This is a genomic window from Streptomyces sp. NPDC053426, assembly GCF_055585405.1.
The window spans coordinates 95,384-111,843 of the sequence record NZ_JBVJKE010000015.1; the positions used below are offsets into that span (position 1 = coordinate 95,384).

Here is a 16,460-nt window from a genome sequence, read left to right on the forward strand (position 1 = left end):
GTCAGGCGGCGGCCGGGGCGGACTCGACGGCCGGGGCCGGGACCGGGGCGAGGACGCCGAGGGCGGGCCGGAACGGCGCGAGGACGGGCAGGTCCGGGACCAGGTCGGCGTGCCGGTTGCAGGTGTTCACGGCCTGGCGCAGTGACGTGTGCGGGGCGCGGATGCGGGCCCAGCCACCGGTCGAGTCGCCGGTGATGGCGACGCCGGGGGTGTCGGTGGGGATCTGGATCGCGGCCAGCACGGCGTCCGGGGCGATGTCGCCGAGGGCCATGTTCGCCGAGGTTTCGTCGTTGACCCGGTGGGCGGTGCGGCCGGTGAGCTGGGCGCGGAGCATGGTGATGCCCTTGCCGAGTTCGGAGCCGAAGCGCTGCCCGCAGATCTCCAGATAGATGCCGGCCGCGCGGCCGAGCTGGGCGAGCCGGGCCAGGGCGGTGATGATCCGGTCCCGCCGCTTCTCCTCCTCCTTGGTCGCGAAGAGGGCGAGTTCGGCGACCTCGTCGACCAGGACCACGATCGGCACCGGCCGCAGGTCTTCGGGCAGGTCCCAGATGTCGGCGGCGATCTCCGCATCGGGCACGTCGGCGGTGATCCGCTGTTCGGCCCGGATGAGCTGATAGACGTCCTGCATGTGGGACACGAGGGCGTCGAGGAGTTCGGCGGCGGTGTCGGGGTTGTCGGCGAGCGCGGAGAACCGGCGCGCCAGCGGGAACAGCTCGACGCCTTGCTTGCAGTCGATGCCCACCAGGGCGACCCGTTGCGGCGCGAGCGCGGCCACGAGGTTGCGCTGATAGACCGACTTGCCGGACTCCGTGGCCCCGAGGGTGAGCGCGTGCGGCACGGCCCGGTAGTCGCGGTAGTGCACGGCACCGTCCTCGCGCAGGGCGACCGGGACCCGCATCGGCCGGGTGTCGACCAGGGCAGGCATCTGCACCCGCTTGAGCACGTCATAGCCGGTCATGCGCACCTCGACGACGCCCGAACGCAGTTCACGGGAGGTGACCCCGTACATGGCGAACGAGTGCCGCAGCCGGTCACACGAGGCGGCCACGTCGAAGGCGTCCTGACCGGGCCGGAGCTTCAGCCGCAGCACCAGGCCGGTACGGGTCACCCGCACCCGCAGGATGCGCGGGGCCCGCGGGCCGGGAACGGGCCGGTTGGTCATCCGGGCCAGCGCCAGACGCCAACGCGGGGCAGGGACGGTGAGGCCGCAGGCATCCATGACCGAGCCGTAGCGGACCAGGACCCGCAGCGCGGCGAGGGTGACCCCGAAGGTCAGCCAGTACCAGGCGGGACGCCGCCACCGCAGGAGACCCGCAGCGGCGACGACCAGCACCAGGGCGACGATCAGCCACGTCATGGCTCAGGCCGCCTTCGAGGCCGAACCCGCAGCGGCCAGCGAGGTGACCGCGACCGCGCGGAAGGCGATCCCGTGCCGCTTCTGGCCGTTGAACTCGTTCTCCCAGGGCGAGGCGACCAGGCCGGTCAGGACCACCGGGGTGCCCATGGCCAGGTCCTCGGAGACGCCGGACTGCGGAACGGTGAGCTTGAGGATCTCCACCTCGTCGGGCGTGGAGAACATGACCTCCACGACCATCAGGGTGGCACCGTCCCTGTCGAGGGCTATCTCACCGGTACGGCGGTCCTTCACCTTGGGCTGCGGCGCCTTGGCGACCATCACGGTGGCGTTCGCGGTGTCCACGGGAATCTGACGCATCGTCTTGTCTCCTGTTGGGGCGAGGTGTTGACCGACATCCCGTCGGTGAGATCAGGAGACCGTGAGGGAGGGTGGACGCATCACCGTCCGTATGGACGTTTAGGGACGTCTGAGCTACCGTCAAAACGTCCCTAGCGGTCCCAATGAAGGGCACGTCATGGCGAACGAGCGTCTGCGCGCGGCAATTTCAGCGAAGGGCGAGACGATCCAGTCCGTTGCCGAACACGTCGGAGTGGATCCCAAGAGCGTCGAGCGGTGGATCACCACCGGCCGCACTCCGCACCGCGGGCACCGCTGGAAGGCGGCGAGCCTCCTCGAAGTCGACGAGGTCTACATCTGGCCGTCCGTGGAGAAGCAGGCGGAGAAGGCCAGCACGTCCGAGCTGATCACGTACTACCCGCACCGTGGCGCGGTGCCCGCCCCGCTCTGGTCATCCCTGATCGAGAAGGCGACGGACCAGGTCGACATCCTCGTGTACGCCGGACTGTTCCTCTTCGACAGCAATCCGGACCTGCCCGACCAGCTGGCCGAGAAGGCGAAGGCCGGCGCCCAGGTCCGCATCCTGCTCGGCGATCCCGACTCCGAAGCGGTCCGTCAGCGTGGCGAAGAGGAAGGCATCGGCGGCGACCTGGCCGCACGTGCCCGCATCACCCGGCGCTACCTCGAGCCCGCCATGTCGACGCCCGGAGTCGAAGTCCGGCTGCACGACACGATCCTCTACAACTCGATCTACCGGTTCGACGAGGACGTTCTCGTGAACCCGCACGTCCTCGGAGCTCCCGCCGGCCAGAACCCGGTGATGCACTTCCGGTACCTCCCCGGCGCGCGGACCTTCCGGCACTACATGCGGAGCTTCGACTACGCATGGGAGCAGGGCCGGGCGTCATAGCAGGCCCCGGACGTGCAACGCTGAACACATGGCCCGTGTCGACTACTTCAACGATCCCAACGCCCCGAAGGCGAACAGCCTCGTTCCCTCCGTTACCGCCGTGGCCCGCAACGAGGCCGGGGAAGTCCTGCTGATCCACAAGACCGACAACGATCTTTGGGCCCTGCCCGGAGGCGGCATCGACCTGGGCGAGTCAGCGCCCGACGCAGCCGTACGCGAGACGAAGGAAGAGACCGGCTTCGACGTGGAGGTGACCGGCCTCGTCGGCATCTACACCAACCCCGGGCACGTCATGGCGTACAACGACGGTGAGGTCCGTCAACAGTTCTCCATCTGCTTCCACGCCCGCATCACCGGCGGCCAGCTGCGGACGAGCAGCGAGAGCAAGGAAGTGGCCTTCGTCGACCCGAGCAAGCTGGACGAGCTGAACATCCACCCGTCGATGCGCATGCGGATCGAGCACGGCCTGGCCGACCGGGCGGAGCCCTACATCGGCTGATGCGCCATGCGGTCGCGAGTCCGCTCGACAGCGCCCCGGAGGTACGGCCGCGCCTTGCTGATCGCGTTGTGCACCTCGCTGCCCGGCTCATAGCGGACCAGGATCTCGTCAATCCGGATGTCGAAGTCGAAGGACTGCCCGGCGGGGCCGGTCGTCATGTCAGCGAAGATCAGGGCGTCCAGGACCGGAGAATCTTCCCGCTCATAGACGGCCAGCTCTGCCGAGAGCCCGCGCTGCTCCGCCTCGTACACGGCCCCGGAGTGATGAGCGACCAGCCGCACCAGACGCGCCGGCGCACCCAGCGATTCGAGGTGCCGGGCACCGTCGAGGGGATGGAACCCGGTGTCACGCAGCTCGGGCGCGTAGCCGATGTCATGCAGCCATGCGGCAGCGACGAGGAGATCCCGGTCTGCCTCGGACACAGCCGCGGAAGCCTCGCGAGCCCGAGCAGCCACGGCCTGAGTGTGCAGCCAGCGGTTCCCGAGAGGAGGAAGCAAGGACTCGGCGAGTTCGGCCGCTCCCTGGGGCGTGTCCAGTGCAGAAGGCATGGATGGAACGGTAGCCGAGCCGAGCAGTGAGCCGACAGGCCACGATCGAGCGGTTGCCGACCAGAGCGCGGTAAAACTTTCCCTACTTCATCAAGGCCCGCGCACGGCGCGGGCGCGCGCCGCCTCTGCGGCGCGGCCTGCCTCCTGTCTCCGCCCCGGCTGGCCGCGCCCGGCGGCGCGCTCGGCGGCTGCGGGTATGAAGTGGGGAAACACCCTCTGTGGCTGGGGCGGTCGGCTCCACGGCTTTAGGCAGCCACTTTGGGGCGAGCCTCTAAGATCATGGCCCCAACGTCGTGCTTCAACGGGCAGGTCCACAGACTGCCCGACGCGCCGGAAGCTTACGGGGCCATGATCACTCGCCCCAAAGCAGCTCCAGCCCAAAGCCGCTCCACCGACCTAACAGGGTGTCAGTCGCCCGTTTCCGTGGCCTCAACCCAATCATAGGCATCTATCCAGCCAATCACATCGGAATCTTGAGACTTCTCCACCCCTTCTTCAACTTCGTTCATCTTAAACCCCAATGCATGAGCGGCTTTACTCAGGTGCATCGTGCAAGGCTCTTCGAGGAAATGTGCATATTCTTGCGGTAGCGGCACCAGATACTCCCGATCGCCTTCAAACCTGAAGAGTCCAGCACCCGATGAGATTTCCTTGGAATGCTGATGCATTCGCAGCGCCATCTCCTCGGCATCCCTGGACAAAACCTCCAGATACCGAGGGAAGAAGGATTCATGTACGACATCAAAGTAACGGACAGCTCCAGTGAGATGCCTAGCGTCAGGCGAATTCATTGGCTCTAGGTGACTAACACGCACCCATGGAAGGGAGAGAAGTCCCTGCTGCCCCTCATGAAGTACAGCGGAGATCATAGGAGCTCGAATGACCGCCACATTGATGATGATCCTCGGAAACAGGAGTGGATGGCCGGGTTCGGGCGTGCTGAGAAGTCGGAGATGGTCAGCCGCCTTCAGCAAGGGAAGAGTGAGAGACCTGTACGTCTCCTCGCCTGTTATTTCGAGCTTTGAATTTTTCCTGAATACCTTAGCCAGTGAAATCGCAAAAGGTGCAGGCGCCCCAAAGAACGGAATTTCTTGCAGATTTAGCGCATCCCGAATATTAATCAAGAAGGAGGACGGGTCGCCCTCCTCTTCGTCGGTAACATCACTTGCGTCATGGGGACCATCTTCCCCACTGGCGTCAGAGTCGTCATCATCGGAGGCGGGCTCAATGAAAACTCTAAGCTGCTGCACATCCAGGCCCGCAATGTCAGGAAATTCGCTACTTTCACTAGGGGGCGTCTGCCGCAGGAAGAAAACGTACGGAAAGTCGCTCTGCTTACATTCGACAAGCAAGCTGAGGCGAGACCTTAGGTCGGATTCCGGCTCTTGATATCCATGCTGAAATGCGAGATCTGCAAGAATATCAATAGAGCGCACCTGGCCTGATTCGCGATCTATATATGTCCACTCTTCTTGGAGGCTAGCCTTGTGTGTCACTCCTAGCGGTGACGCTGCAATCATGTCCGCGACTACGGCTTGAAATGGATAACCAGACTTGGAGATTACTTCACGAAGGCCTTTCGCGGTAACACCTTCTTTGAGCTCCGCAAATGGCGGCGGGTTCAAATTCTCCATGTCTCCTCATTCAAGTCGGGCTGCGTCAATCGTGCCAGATTTTCCTCCCGTCCGTAGGCATTTTGCAGTCAACAACGCACGAGCGCCCTCCCGGGCCGTCTTCGGGCCGTGGAAGGGCGCTCAACGTTGACCAACGTCGACAGCTACTGACAGCTCAGCAGCAGGTCAGAACGTTGATCGATGAGGCGGCCACAGGTCAAGGCCGCCCGTGATCAGTTGTGGCTGTGCAGGACCTCGTTCAGGCCGCCCCAGACCGCGTTGTTCGGGCGGGCCTCGACCGTGCCGGTGACGGAGTTGCGGCGGTAGAGGATGTTGGAGGCGCCGGACAGCTCACGTGCCTTGACGACCTCGCCGTCGGGCATGGTGACGCGGGTACCCGCGGTGACGTACAGGCCGGCCTCGACCACGCACTCGTCACCGAGGGCGATGCCGACGCCCGCCTCGGCGCCGACCAGGCAGCGCTCGCCGATGACGATGCGCACGTTGCCGCCGCCGGAGAGGGTGCCCATGGTGGAGGCGCCGCCGCCGATGTCGGAGCCGTCGCCGACGACGACACCGGCCGAGATACGGCCCTCGACCATCGACGTGCCGAGCGTGCCGGCGTTGAAGTTGACGAAGCCCTCGTGCATGACGGTGGTGCCCTCGGCGAGGTGCGCGCCGAGCCGTACGCGGTCGGCGTCGGCGATGCGGACGCCCTTGGGGGCGACGTAGTCCGTCATGCGGGGGAACTTGTCGACGGAGGTGACGGCCAGGTGCAGGCCCTCGGCGCGGGCGTTGAGCCGCACCTTCTCCAGGTCGTCCACGGCGACCGGGCCGAGGGAGGTCCAGGCGACGTTGGCGAGGTGGGCGAAGACGCCGTCCAGGTTCTGGCCGTGCGGCCGGACCAGACGGTGGGAGAGCAGGTGGAGGCGCAGGTAGACGTCGTGGGCGTCGACGGGCTTCTCCGCGAGCGAGGAGATGACCGTGCGGACCGCGACCACCTCGACGCCCCGGCGGGCGTCCGGACCGACCGCCGCGGTGGCGCCGCCGCCCAGGAGTTCCGCGGCCTGCTCGGCGGAGAGCCGCTCGGTGCCGGACGGGCCGGGCTCGTCGGCCAGTACGGGGGCGGGGAACCAGGTGTCGAGAACGGTGCCGTCGGCGGCGACGGTGGCGAGGCCGGCGGCCACCGCGCCGGAGGTGCTGTGAGCAGTCGTGTCGGTCATGAGGGCAACCTAACCAACCGGCGCCCACGGACGCGAACCGGTACGGACCACGTCTCAGCGTGCGGTCCGCACGAACGGCGGTCCCCGCGGTGTGGCGCACACGGCCACGAGAAGCCCCGTCCCGGGCGGCACACCGCCACGGAACAGCCCCGCCCCAGGGGCGACACGCACCGCCGCAGAACGGTCCGCCCAGGGCGACGCCCACCGATCAGTGCGCCCCGCCCATATTGAGCACCACCACCCCGGCGATGATCAGCGCGATGCCACCGGCCTTGGCCGCGGTGAGCCCCTCGCCCATGAACATCGTGCCGATCACCGCGATGGCGGCCGTCCCGACCCCGGACCAGATGGCGTACGCCGTCCCGACCGACAGGGTCTTCAGGGTCTGCGCGAGCAGGGCGAACGCCACCAGGTACCCGGCGACGGTGACGACCGAGGGCCACAGCCGGGTGAATCCCTCGCTGTACTTCATGGCGGTCGTCCCGACCACTTCCGCTGCGATGGCTCCGGCGAGCAGTGCGTACCCCATGACGGCGATCGTAGCCAGGGACGACCACACGCACGTGGCCCCCGGCACAGTGCCGGGGGCCACGTGACCGAACCGCTCGCTCAGACGTTGAAGCCCAGCGCCCGGAGCTGCTCACGGCCGTCGTCCGTGATCTTGTCGGGGCCCCACGGCGGCATCCAGACCCAGTTGATGCGCAGTTCGCTGACCAGGCCGTCCGTGGCGGACTTGGCCTGGTCCTCGATGACGTCCGTCAGCGGGCAGGCCGCGGAGGTCAGGGTCATGTCGACGGTCGCCACATTGGAGTCGTCGACGTGGATGCCGTAGATGAGGCCGAGGTTGACGACGTCGATGCCCAGTTCGGGGTCGACGACGTCCATCAGGGCCTCGCGGAGCTCCTCCTCCGAGGCCGGCTTCATCTCCAGGGTCTCGCTCATGCCGTTGTCCTTTCGGCGTCGGCGCCCAGCGCCTGGGCCGTCGCGTCCTTCCACGCCATCCAGCTGAGGAGGGCGCACTTCACCCGGGCCGGGTACTTGGACACCCCGGCGAACGCGACCGCGTCCTCCAGGATCTCCTCCATCGCGTCGTCGGGCTCGATCTTCCCCTTGGACTGCATCAGCTCCAGGAAGGTCCCCTGGATCCGCTGCGCCTCGGCGAGGTCCTTGCCGACCAGCAGGTCGTTCAGCACGGAGGCGGATGCCTGGCTGATGGAACAGCCCTGCCCCTCGTAGCTGACGTCGCTGATCTTCGTGCCGTCGTACTTCACGCGGAGCGTGATCTCGTCACCGCACGTCGGGTTGACGTGGTGCACCTCGGCGTCGCCGTCCCTGAGACCACGCCCGTGCGGGTTCTTGTAGTGGTCCAGGATGACGTCCTGGTACATGGAGTCCAGCTTCACGCCTCAGCTCCTCATCCGAAGAAGTTCCGTACGTGCTCCAGGCCGTCGACCAGTGCGTCGATCTCGGCCGGCGTGGAGTACAGATAGAACGACGCCCGCGTGGTCGCAGGAATTCCGTACCGCAGGCAGACAGGGCGGGCGCAGTGGTGACCCACGCGTACCGCGATGCCCTGTTCGTCGAGGACCTGACCCACGTCGTGCGGGTGGATGTCGCCGAGCGTGAACGAGATCGCCGCGCCCCGGTCCTCGGCCGTCGTGGGGCCGATGATGCGCAGGTCCGGGACCTCGGCCAGGCGCTTGACCGCGTACTCGGTGATGGCGTGCTCATGGGCGAGGATCTTGTCCATGCCGATGGCCGACAGGTAGTCGATCGCCGCGCCGAGACCGACCGCCTGGGCGATCGGCGGGGTGCCCGCCTCGAACTTGTGCGGGGCCGGCGCGTAGGTCGACGAGCTCATCGAGACGGTCTCGATCATCTCGCCGCCGCCGAGGAACGGAGGCAGGTCCTCCAGCAGTTCCTGGCGGCCCCAGAGCACGCCTATGCCGGTCGGGCCGCACATCTTGTGGCCGGTGAAGGCCACGAAGTCGGCCTGGAGGGCCTGGACGTCCAGCGGCATGTGCGGCGCGGCCTGGGAGGCGTCGATGCAGACGAGCGCGCCGACCTCCTGGGCGCGGCGCACGATCGCCTCGACCGGGTTGACCGTGCCCAGGATGTTGGAGACCAGCACGAAGGAGACGATCTTCGTCTTCTCGGTGATGACCTCGTCGATGTTGGAGAGGTCGAGCCGGCCGTCGTCGGTCAGCCCGAACCACTTCAGCTTCGCGCCGGTGCGCTGCGCGAGGAGCTGCCACGGCACGATGTTGGAGTGGTGCTCCATCTCCGTGATGACGATCTCGGTCTCGTGGTCGACCCGGTAGGGCTCGTCGGCCCAGCCGAGCATGTTGGCCACGAGGTTGAGCGACTCGGAGGCGTTCTTGGTGAAGATCACCTCGTCGCGCGAGGGCGCGTTGACGAACTCCGCGACCTTGTCGCGCGCGCCCTCGTACAGCGCCGTGGCCTCCTCGGCGAGCACATGCACACCGCGGTGGACGTTGGCGTTGTAGCGCTCGTAGTACTCGCTCAGGGCGTCCAGCACCTGGCGCGGCTTCTGGCTGGTCGCCGCGTTGTCCAGGTACACGAGCTTCCGGCCGTCGTGGACCTGCCGGTCCAGGACGGGGAAGTCCTTGCGGATCGCCTCGGTGTCGAGGAGGCCCGGCAGCTGTGTCACTCGGATGCGCCACCCTTCGTGTATGCCTCGTAGCCCTCGTTCTCCAGCTTGTCGGCGAGCTCGGGACCGCCGGACTCGACGATGCGGCCGCCGGCGAACACGTGGACGTGGTCGGGCTTGATGTAGCGCAGGATGCGCGTGTAGTGCGTGATCAGCAGGGTGCCGACCTCGCCGGACTCGCGGACGCGGTTGACGCCCTCGGAGACGATGCGCAGGGCGTCGACGTCCAGGCCGGAGTCGGTCTCGTCGAGGATCGCGATCCTCGGCTTGAGCAGCTCGAGCTGGAGGATCTCGTGGCGCTTCTTCTCACCGCCGGAGAAGCCCTCGTTGACGTTGCGCTCGGCGAAGGCGGGGTCCATGTTGAGGCGCTCCATGGCCTCCTTGACCTCCTTCACCCAGGTGCGCAGCTTGGGGGCCTCGCCGCGGACGGCGGTGGCGGAGGTGCGCAGGAAGTTGGAGACCGAGACGCCGGGGACCTCGACCGGGTACTGCATGGCGAGGAACACGCCGGCGCGGGCGCGCTCGTCGACGGACATCTCCAGGACGTCCTCACCGTCGAGGGTGACGGTGCCGCCGGAGATCGTGTACTTGGGGTGACCGGCGAGCGCGTAGGCGAGGGTCGACTTGCCGGAGCCGTTGGGGCCCATGATGGCGTGCGTCTCGCCCTGCTTCACGGTGAGGTCGACGCCCTTGAGGATCTCCTTCGTGGCGTTGTCGGCCTCGACGGTGACGTGCAGGTCTCGGATTTCAAGCGTTGCCATGGGTGCCTCAGGACTCCTGGGTGAGGGAGACGAGCACGTCGTCCCCTTCGATCTTTACGGGGTATACGGGGACGGGGCGCGTCGCCGGGAGGGCGTCGGGCTTGCCGGAACGGAGGTCGAAACGCGAGCCGTGCAGCCAGCACTCGATGTGGCAGTCGTCCACCTCGCCCTCCGCGAGGGAGACGTTCGCGTGCGAGCAGATGTCGTGGATGGCGAACACCTCCCCCTCGGTCCGCACGATGGAGACCGGCGTGCCGTCGAGTTCCACCCGCTTCGGGGTGTCCTCCTCCAGCTCGCTCAGCCCGCAGGCGCGTCGGTACGTCATGCGACCGCCGCCTCCAGCTCCTCCTCGATCTTGGCGATCAGGCGCTCCTCGATGTCCGGGACGCCGATCTGCTGGACGAGTTCGGCGAAGAAGCCGCGGACCACCAGACGGCGGGCGTCCTGCTCGGGGATGCCGCGGGCCATCAGGTAGAAGAGCTGCTCGTCGTCGAAGCGGCCGGTGGCACTCGCGTGCCCCGCTCCGACGATCTCGCCGGTCTCGATCTCCAGGTTGGGCACGGAGTCGACGCGGGCGCCGTCGGTGAGGACCAGGTTGCGGTTCATCTCGTAGGTGTCGGTGCCCTCGGCCTTGGCCTCGATGAGCACGTCACCGATCCACACGGCGTGCGCGTCGTCGCCCTGGAGCGCGCCCTTGTAGGCGACGTTGGACTTGCAGTGCGGGACGTTGTGGTCGACCAGGAGGCGGTGCTCCTGGTGCTGGCCGGCGTCGGTGAAGTACAGGCCGTACAGCTCGGCCTCGCCGCCGGGGCCGGCGTAGGTCACGCGCGGGTGGAGGCGTACGAGGTCGCCGCCGAAGGTGACGACCACCGACTTGAAGGAGGCGTCGCGGCCGAGGAGGGCGTCGTGCTGGGCGGCGTGCACCGCCTTGTCGTCCCAGTCCTGGACGGAGACGACGGTGAGCTTGGCGCCGTCGCCGAGCACGTACTCGACGTTGGCGGCGAGCACCGCGTCACCGGTGTGGTCGATGACCACGAGGGCCTCGGCGAAGGCGCCGAGCTCGACCACCTGGTGGGCGTAGGCGGTGCCGCCCTCGCCGTGCACCGCGATGCGGATCGGCTCGGTGAGGACGGTCTCCTTGGGCACGGTCACGACCGAGGCCCGCTCGAAGGCGGAGTACGCCTGGGCGGCGACGCGGTCCACCGGGGTGCCGGCGCGGCCGAGCCGCGCGTCGTCGCGGCCGACGGTCTCGACGACGACGCCCTCGGGCGCCTCGACGGTGACCTTGAGGCCCCCGTCGGTGGCGGTGGCGGTGCCGTCGTGCAGACCGCGCAGCCGCTCCAGCGGGGTGAACCGCCACTCCTCCTCGCGGCCGTGGGGGACGGGGAAGTCCGCCACGTCGAAGGACGGGGGCGCGCTCATGCGGGTCGCGACGGTCGACTCCGCGGCGACCGCGATCGAGCCCGCGGTGGTGGAACCCACGGGGATGTTCTGAGCCTCAGCCATGGCTGTCGTAGTGCTCGCTTTCCTTTGCGTAAGGGGCTTGACGGAACGGCGCTGGTGCTTAGCCGACCGCGCCTTCCATCTGCAGCTCGATCAGCCGGTTGAGCTCGAGCGCGTACTCCATGGGCAGTTCCTTGGCGATCGGCTCGACGAAGCCGCGCACGATCATCGCCATCGCCTCGAACTCGCTCAGACCGCGGCTCATCAGGTAGAAGAGCTGGTCCTCGGAGACCTTGGAGACGGTCGCCTCGTGGCCCATGGACACGTCGTCCTCGCGGACGTCCACGTAGGGGTAGGTGTCCGAGCGGGAGATGGTGTCGACGAGCAGCGCGTCGCAGAGCACGTTGGACTTGGAGCCCGGGGCGCCCTCGCCGATCTCGATCAGACCGCGGTACGACGTACGGCCACCGCCGCGGGCCACCGACTTGGAGACGATGTTGGACGAGGTGTTCGGGGCCATGTGGACCATCTTGGCGCCCGCGTCCTGGTGCTGGCCCTCGCCGGCGAAGGCGATGGACAGCGTCTCACCCTTGGCGTGCTCGCCCATGAGGTAGACGGCCGGGTACTTCATCGTCACCTTGGAGCCGATGTTGCCGTCGACCCACTCCATGGTCGCGCCCTCGTAGGCCACGGCGCGCTTGGTGACCAGGTTGTAGACGTTGTTCGACCAGTTCTGGATGGTCGTGTAGCGGCAGCGGGCGTTCTTCTTGACGATGATCTCGACGACGGCGCTGTGCAGCGAGTCCGACTTGTAGATCGGGGCGGTGCAGCCCTCGACGTAGTGCACGTAGGCACCCTCGTCGACGATGATCAGGGTCCGCTCGAACTGGCCCATGTTCTCGGTGTTGATCCGGAAGTAGGCCTGGAGCGGGATCTCGACGTGCACGCCCGGCGGGACGTAGATGAAGGAGCCGCCCGACCACACGGCGGAGTTCAGCGACGCGAACTTGTTGTCGCCGACCGGGATGACCGTGCCGAAGTACTCCTTGAAGAGCTCCGGGTGCTCCTTCAGCGCGGTGTCGGTGTCGAGGAAGATGACGCCCTGCTCCTCCAGGTCCTCACGGATCTGGTGGTAGACGACCTCCGACTCGTACTGGGCGGCGACACCGGCGACGAGGCGCTTCTTCTCGGCCTCCGGGATGCCCAGCTTGTCGTAGGTGTTCTTGATGTCCTCGGGCAGGTCCTCCCAGGACTCCGCCTGCTTCTCCGTGGAGCGCACGAAGTACTTGATGTTGTCGAAGTCGATGCCGGAGAGGTCGGAGCCCCAGTTCGGCATGGGCTTCTTCTCGAACAGGCGCAGGCCCTTGAGGCGGAGCTTGGTCATCCACTCCGGCTCGTCCTTCTTCGCGGAGATGTCCCGGACGACGTCCTCGTTCAGGCCGCGGCGCGCCGACGCACCAGCCTCGTCACGGTCGGCCCAGCCGTATTCGTAGTTGCCCAGACCCTCCAGCTCGGGGTGGGCAGTCTCCGTGGGGAGAGTCATGCGGGGTTCCTCCCGGACGTGCTTTCAGATGCGTGGTGGGAAATCTTGGGGATGAACGTCGTGCAGACGCCGTCGCCGTGCGCGATGGTGGCCAGTCGCTGCACATGCGTACCGAGAATCTCGGCGAAAAATTCCGTCTCGGCCTCGCAGAGCTGCGGAAACTTCTCGGCGGCGTGGGCGACCGGGCAGTGGTGCTGGCAGAGCTGCTCACCGACCGGCGCGCTGCGCGCAGTCGCAGCGTACCCGTCCACGCTCAGGGCCTTGGCCAGCGCTTCCGTCCGCTCCTCGGGAGCCGCGGCCTCGACCGCCTTGCGGTAGGTGTCCGCCTGGGCGGCGATCCGGGCACGGGCGAACGCGGCGATCGCCTCGCCGCCGCCCTCCCGCTCACCGATCCACCGCAGGGCGTCCAGGGCCAGTTTGTCGTACGACTGGTCGAAGGCGTCCCGCCCGCAGTCGGTGAGGGCGAAGACCTTGGCCGGGCGCCCGCGCGTGCGCGCGCCGTAGACGCGCCGCTCGCGGGCTTCCACGACGTTGTCCGCGGCCAGCGCGTCCAGGTGCCGGCGTACGGCCGCCTGGGTGAGGCCGAGCCGCTCGGCGAGCTCGGCGACGGTCGACGGGCCGTGGTCCAGGACGGAGCGGGCGACGCGGTTGCGGGTGGACCGCTCACCGGTTGCCAGTTCCTCGTGGGAAGCCTCGCCGACGTTTTTCACAACGCCATTGTTGCGTAATTCATCTGAGCCGGGCAAGCCGCGCCCGGACGGTCCGAAGGTGCGCTGCATCACTTAGGTATACCTAATGTGACCTGCGGAAACGATCTTTGATCGATCAAATCGGTGGCGTCCCGCAGCACCTTCCGGGAGACTCCGGGACCATGCCCACACCCCCTCCGACCGGCCCTCTTGTCACCCGCGACACCCTCACCGCGCAGCTTCGCGAGCTGGGCGTGCGGCCCGGCGAGACCCTCCTCGCGCACACCTCGCTCAGCTCCCTCGGCTGGGTCAACGGCGGTCCGGTCACGGTCGTCCGGGCGCTGCTGGACGCGCTGGGCCCGGACGGCACGCTGGTGGTGCCCACCCAGTCCGCGGACCTCTCCGACCCCGCGCTGTGGCAGGCACCGCCGGTGCCCGAGGAGTGGTGGGAGACCATCCGGGCGACCATGCCCGCCTACGACCCGCTGACCACGCCCTCGCGCGGGGTCGGCGTGATCCCGGAGACCGTACGGACCTGGCCGGGCGCGGCGCGCAGCGCGCACCCCCAGACGTCGTTCGCGGCGGTGGGCGCCCGCGCGGCGGAGATCGTCGCGGGGCACGCGCCCGACTGCCGGCTCGGCGAGCGCAGCCCGCTGGCCGCGCTGGAGCGGCTCGGCGCGCGGGTGCTGCTGCTCGGCACCGGGTACGACACCTGCACCGGCTTCCACCTCGCCGAGTACCGCGTCCCGTCCCCGCGCGTGACGGTGGGCCGCCCCGGCCCGCACGGCTGGGAGACGGTGACCGAGGTGTCGATCACCTCCGAGCGCTTCGACGAGCTGGGACACGACTTCGAACGGGACCGTCCCGTCGTACGCGGCCGGGCCGGGGCGGCCGAGGCGCGGCTGTTCCCCCTGGCGGACGCGGTGGCCTACGCCGAGCGCTGGCTGGCGACGCACCGCCCCCGCGAGGAGGAGTGCCGGCACCCGGCGGTCTGAGCCCCCGGCCGCCTCCCTAGACTCGTGACCCATGCGAAGTGAGCCCGTGGTCCAGGTGCAGGCCCTGGTGAAGCGGTACGGCACGAAGACCGCGGTGGACGGCCTCGACCTGGTGGCCCGGCAGGGCGTGACCGCCGTGCTCGGCCCCAACGGGGCGGGCAAGACGACCACGGTCGAGACCTGCGAGGGGTACCGGCGGCCGGATTCCGGCACGATACGCGTCCTGGGCCTCGACCCGGTGAAGCAGTCCGCGGCGCTGCGGCCCCGCGTCGGGGTGATGCTCCAGTCCGGCGGCGTCTACTCGAGTGCGCGGGCGGACGAGATGCTCCGGCACGTGGCGAAGCTGCACGCGCATCCGCTGGACGTGGACGCGCTGATCGAGCGCCTCGGGCTCGGCTCCTGCGGCCGTACGTCGTACCGGCGGCTCTCCGGCGGCCAGCAGCAGCGGCTCGCCCTCGCCATGGCCGTGGTGGGGCGCCCGGAGCTGGTGTTCCTGGACGAGCCGACCGCCGGCCTAGACCCGCAGGCCCGCCGCGCCACCTGGGACCTGGTCCGGGATCTGCGCGCGGACGGCGTCTCCGTCATCCTCACCACCCACCACATGGACGAGGCCGAGCAGCTCGCCGACGACGTGGCGGTCATCGACGCCGGCCGGGTCATCGCCCAGGGCTCCCCCGAGGAGCTGTGCAGGGGCGGCGCCGAGAACACGCTCCGCTTCTCCGGACGGCCGGGCCTGGACATGGCGTCCCTGCTGAAGGCCCTCCCTCCCGGCTCCTCGGGCGCCGAGGTGGCCCCGGGCTCGTACCGGGTCGTCGGCAAGGTCGACCCGCAACTGCTCGCCACGGTGACGTCCTGGTGCGCGCAGCACGGGGTGATGCCGGACCGGATCTCGGTGGAACGGCACACCCTCGAAGATGTCTTTCTGGAGCTCACCGGCAAGGAGCTGCGCTCGTGACGGCCACCGGCACCTACTCACCGAAGCCGGGCGCGGCACCCCTGGCCCGCATGATCGCCGCGCAGGCCGCGCTCGAGACGAAGATGCTGCTGCGCAACGGCGAGCAGCTGCTGCTGACGGTGATCATCCCCACCCTGCTGCTGGTGCTCTTCAGCACCGTGGACGTGGTGGACACCGGTGAGGGCGAGGCGGTGGATTTCCTCGCCCCTGGCATCCTCGCGCTCGCGGTGATGTCGACGGCGTTCACCGGGCAGGCCATCGCGACCGGCTTCGAGCGCCGGTACGGCGTCCTGAAACGGCTGGCCTCCTCCCCGCTGCCGCGCTGGGGCCTGATGACCGCGAAGACGCTGTCGGTGCTGGTCACCGAGGTCCTCCAGGTGATCCTCGTCACGGTGATCGCGCTCGCGCTCGGCTGGTCCCCGCAGGGCAGCCCCCTCGCGGTGTTCCTGCTGCTGGTCCTCGGCACCGCCGCCTTCTCCGGGCTCGGCCTGCTGATGGCGGGCACCCTGAAGGCCGAGGCGACGCTCGCCGCCGCCAACCTGGTGTTCCTGCTGCTGCTCGTCGGCGGCGGGGTGGTCGTACCACTGGACAGGTTCCCGGCCCCGGCCCAGGACGTCCTGGGCCTGCTGCCGATCTCCGCGCTCTCGGAGGGCCTGCGGGACGTACTCCAGCACGGAGCCGGAATGCCGTGGACCGACCTCGGCATCCTCACTGTGTGGGCGGTCGCAGGTCTCGCAGCGGCCGGGAGATTCTTCCGCTGGGAGTAGCCGTATCCGCGTGCCCGCGGCAGTCGCGCCTACCCCAGTGCCTCAAGGACCTGGGAGGTCCCCCCCCAGGGCGGCACGGGTGGGCGGTGGGGGTACCTCCCGCTCATGGGGATCCCTCCCGCGCGAGCGGAGCCGAGAGTGATGGGGAGG

Annotated in this window: 19 protein-coding genes; 5 read left to right on the forward strand and 14 right to left on the reverse strand. The window is 68.4% G+C overall.

The features are described from left to right. Position 1 precedes the first annotated feature (1 nt). Together ACZ62B_RS28030 and ACZ62B_RS28035 are read right to left on the reverse strand one after the other, a co-directional pair. Positions 2 to 1,357: an FtsK/SpoIIIE domain-containing protein gene (locus ACZ62B_RS28030; protein WP_469692514.1), complete on the reverse strand. Its 1,356-nt coding sequence runs from the start codon at positions 1,355 to 1,357 to the stop codon at positions 2 to 4. Positions 1,358 to 1,360: 3 nt separating this feature from the next. Beyond that, complete coding sequence (locus ACZ62B_RS28035; protein ID WP_469692516.1) at positions 1,361 to 1,714, reverse strand: SCO3933 family regulatory protein; 354 nt, start codon at positions 1,712 to 1,714, stop codon at positions 1,361 to 1,363. Positions 1,715 to 1,871: 157 nt separating this feature from the next. Here ACZ62B_RS28035 and ACZ62B_RS28040 point away from each other — a divergent pair, with 157 nt between their 5' ends. Both ACZ62B_RS28040 and ACZ62B_RS28045 read left to right on the forward strand, forming a co-directional pair. Continuing rightward, positions 1,872 to 2,603 carry an XRE family transcriptional regulator gene (locus ACZ62B_RS28040; RefSeq protein WP_469692518.1) on the forward strand — a complete coding sequence of 244 codons (732 nt, stop codon included), beginning with the start codon at positions 1,872 to 1,874 and terminating at the stop codon, positions 2,601 to 2,603. Between the two features lie 28 nt (positions 2,604 to 2,631). Beyond that, a complete protein-coding gene (locus tag ACZ62B_RS28045; protein WP_469692520.1) occupies positions 2,632 to 3,102 on the forward strand; it encodes an NUDIX hydrolase in 471 nt (156 codons plus the stop codon). On the opposite strand, the gene ACZ62B_RS28050 is transcribed toward ACZ62B_RS28045, so the two are convergent. From ACZ62B_RS28050 to ACZ62B_RS28105, 12 genes are all read right to left on the reverse strand, one after another. Continuing rightward, positions 3,090 to 3,650 (reverse strand): HDIG domain-containing metalloprotein, encoded by a 561-nt coding sequence (locus tag ACZ62B_RS28050; protein WP_469692522.1) that lies wholly within the window; start codon positions 3,648 to 3,650, stop codon positions 3,090 to 3,092. The two genes, ACZ62B_RS28045 and ACZ62B_RS28050, sit on opposite strands and share 13 nt — an antisense overlap. Positions 3,651 to 4,057: 407 nt before the next feature. Continuing rightward, positions 4,058 to 5,284 carry a hypothetical protein gene (locus ACZ62B_RS28055; protein ID WP_469692524.1) on the reverse strand — a complete coding sequence of 409 codons (1,227 nt, stop codon included), beginning with the start codon at positions 5,282 to 5,284 and terminating at the stop codon, positions 4,058 to 4,060. A gap of 212 nt (positions 5,285 to 5,496) precedes the next feature. Next, complete coding sequence (dapD, locus tag ACZ62B_RS28060) at positions 5,497 to 6,486, reverse strand: 2,3,4,5-tetrahydropyridine-2,6-dicarboxylate N-succinyltransferase (protein ID WP_073937085.1); 990 nt, start codon at positions 6,484 to 6,486, stop codon at positions 5,497 to 5,499. 208 nt (positions 6,487 to 6,694) lie between these two features. Continuing rightward, positions 6,695 to 7,015: a DMT family transporter gene (locus tag ACZ62B_RS28065; RefSeq protein WP_344564045.1), complete on the reverse strand. Its 321-nt coding sequence runs from the start codon at positions 7,013 to 7,015 to the stop codon at positions 6,695 to 6,697. Positions 7,016 to 7,095: 80 nt separating this feature from the next. Continuing rightward, positions 7,096 to 7,428, reverse strand: a complete 333-nt coding sequence (locus ACZ62B_RS28070; RefSeq protein WP_030224563.1) for a metal-sulfur cluster assembly factor — start codon at positions 7,426 to 7,428, stop codon at positions 7,096 to 7,098. After that, the gene (gene sufU / locus ACZ62B_RS28075) at positions 7,425 to 7,889 is read right to left on the reverse strand and encodes a Fe-S cluster assembly sulfur transfer protein SufU (protein WP_073937087.1); all 465 of its coding nucleotides are present in this window, start codon (positions 7,887 to 7,889) and stop codon (positions 7,425 to 7,427) included. Before sufU ends, ACZ62B_RS28070 begins: the two co-directional genes overlap by 4 nt. An 11-nt stretch (positions 7,890 to 7,900) precedes the next feature. Further along, positions 7,901 to 9,157 carry a cysteine desulfurase gene (locus tag ACZ62B_RS28080; protein WP_073937088.1) on the reverse strand — a complete coding sequence of 419 codons (1,257 nt, stop codon included), beginning with the start codon at positions 9,155 to 9,157 and terminating at the stop codon, positions 7,901 to 7,903. After that, positions 9,154 to 9,918: a Fe-S cluster assembly ATPase SufC gene (sufC, locus tag ACZ62B_RS28085; protein ID WP_344564052.1), complete on the reverse strand. Its 765-nt coding sequence runs from the start codon at positions 9,916 to 9,918 to the stop codon at positions 9,154 to 9,156. Before sufC ends, ACZ62B_RS28080 begins: the two co-directional genes overlap by 4 nt. 7 nt (positions 9,919 to 9,925) lie before the next feature. Beyond that, positions 9,926 to 10,243 (reverse strand): non-heme iron oxygenase ferredoxin subunit, encoded by a 318-nt coding sequence (locus tag ACZ62B_RS28090; RefSeq protein WP_073937090.1) that lies wholly within the window; start codon positions 10,241 to 10,243, stop codon positions 9,926 to 9,928. Further along, on the reverse strand, positions 10,240 to 11,424 hold the full coding sequence (sufD, locus tag ACZ62B_RS28095; RefSeq protein ID WP_469692529.1) for a Fe-S cluster assembly protein SufD: 1,185 nt from the start codon (positions 11,422 to 11,424) through the stop codon (positions 10,240 to 10,242). The genes ACZ62B_RS28090 and sufD overlap by 4 nt, the downstream gene beginning before the upstream one ends. 58 nt (positions 11,425 to 11,482) lie before the next feature. Then, on the reverse strand, positions 11,483 to 12,904 hold the full coding sequence (gene sufB / locus ACZ62B_RS28100) for a Fe-S cluster assembly protein SufB (protein WP_073937092.1): 1,422 nt from the start codon (positions 12,902 to 12,904) through the stop codon (positions 11,483 to 11,485). Further along, positions 12,901 to 13,614 (reverse strand): helix-turn-helix transcriptional regulator, encoded by a 714-nt coding sequence (locus tag ACZ62B_RS28105; RefSeq protein ID WP_469692531.1) that lies wholly within the window; start codon positions 13,612 to 13,614, stop codon positions 12,901 to 12,903. Before ACZ62B_RS28105 ends, sufB begins: the two co-directional genes overlap by 4 nt. Positions 13,615 to 13,775: 161 nt before the next feature. On the opposite strand from ACZ62B_RS28105, the gene ACZ62B_RS28110 reads away from it, so the two are divergent. The 3 genes from ACZ62B_RS28110 to ACZ62B_RS28120 are packed head-to-tail and all read left to right on the forward strand — an operon-like array spanning position 13,776 to position 16,310. Then, on the forward strand, positions 13,776 to 14,588 hold the full coding sequence (locus ACZ62B_RS28110; protein ID WP_469692533.1) for an AAC(3) family N-acetyltransferase: 813 nt from the start codon (positions 13,776 to 13,778) through the stop codon (positions 14,586 to 14,588). Between the two features lie 31 nt (positions 14,589 to 14,619). Next, positions 14,620 to 15,543: an ABC transporter ATP-binding protein gene (locus ACZ62B_RS28115; RefSeq protein ID WP_469692535.1), complete on the forward strand. Its 924-nt coding sequence runs from the start codon at positions 14,620 to 14,622 to the stop codon at positions 15,541 to 15,543. After that, positions 15,540 to 16,310 (forward strand): ABC transporter permease, encoded by a 771-nt coding sequence (locus tag ACZ62B_RS28120; protein ID WP_469692537.1) that lies wholly within the window; start codon positions 15,540 to 15,542, stop codon positions 16,308 to 16,310. Before ACZ62B_RS28115 ends, ACZ62B_RS28120 begins: the two co-directional genes overlap by 4 nt. Positions 16,311 to 16,460: the final 150 nt, after the last annotated feature.